The sequence below is a fragment of the Bacteroides sp. 1001302B_160321_D4 genome, from assembly GCF_015667765.1.
GTDB lineage: Bacteria > Bacteroidota > Bacteroidia > Bacteroidales > Bacteroidaceae > Bacteroides > Bacteroides xylanisolvens.
The window spans coordinates 1-1072 of sequence record NZ_JADPLO010000154.1; the positions used below are offsets into that span (position 1 = coordinate 1).

Annotated in this window: 1 protein-coding gene; it reads left to right on the forward strand. The window is 33.8% G+C overall.

Going from position 1 to position 1072, the window contains the following annotated elements; genetic code table 11:
• Positions 1-45 precede the first annotated feature (45 nt).
• Entirely contained in the window at positions 46-1020 is a 975-nt protein-coding gene (locus tag KFO40_RS25580; protein WP_008647932.1) for a hypothetical protein, read from the forward strand.
• The last annotated feature ends 52 nt before the right edge of the window (positions 1021-1072 follow it).

Consider the following 1072-nt stretch of genomic DNA (forward strand, 5'->3'; position numbering starts at 1 on the left):
GTTTTTTATTATGGATTAAGATTGATCAGTTAAAATAGAAGTATAATGAAAAAAGTAGGTCGATTTAGTTTGTTTGAATTGCAGGATGCTAGTTCTGTAATAGACAAAGCGTCTCAAAAGACATTTATTGGTGGCGGTTCAGGATCTTCATCGGATCCTTATACACAGGATGAGTTTGACTCTATGATGTACTCCGGTCATTGGAATGGTGGCTGGGTATACGGTATGGGGTGGATAACGCCGCAAGTTTATATATATCCGAATCATTATAACTATTCGGGTAGTTATCATCCTTCCGGACATGGTGGAGGTGGCTCCTTTTGGCCTGGTAGTAGTTGGCCAGGTAATGGGGGTAATACAGGTGGATATCTAGGTTATAATGGTTACAATCCTAATCATAATAATTACTATCATGGACATAATGGTTACTGGGGGCATAATGGTTATTCCAATCATTATGGTTATCCGGGATTTTATGGTTATCATTTTTATGGAGGTGGTGGAGGGGGAATTACTCCTTCGGAGAATAATGAGCAAAGTGGTGTCATTGATCTTAATGGAACTTGTGTATACGACAGCCTTTCTGAATTGCTATCTCGTTTACAGAATAAAAAAATGACGAATGAAGAAGTAAGAGTAGAATATTTTGAATACTTGAAAAAACAGAATCTTTCTAATGAAGAAATTCTTAATTTAACTTTTAATGGGGTAAAAGGTAAATATATTGAGGGGCTAGCTGAATATTTAGGATTTGAGGCAAAAGAATTAAATGTTCCAGAATTTATAAACGAGATATCTAAAGGAAATTTAAATTATGCATGTGGTATAGCAGTCATTGAAGTATTAAATAAGAATACAGGACATATGGATTATCATGCTGTAGCAATAACTGATGCAATTCGTACAAGTGACGGTAAAAATGTATATTTCCATTTTTATGATGAACAAGGTTTATGTAAAAAGGAACTGTTAGAACCTGGAGATATTAAAAATTACTATGAGATAAAATATACAGACTGATGAGATATATATTAATAGTCATTTATATACTGTATTTTGAAGTGCAATTACT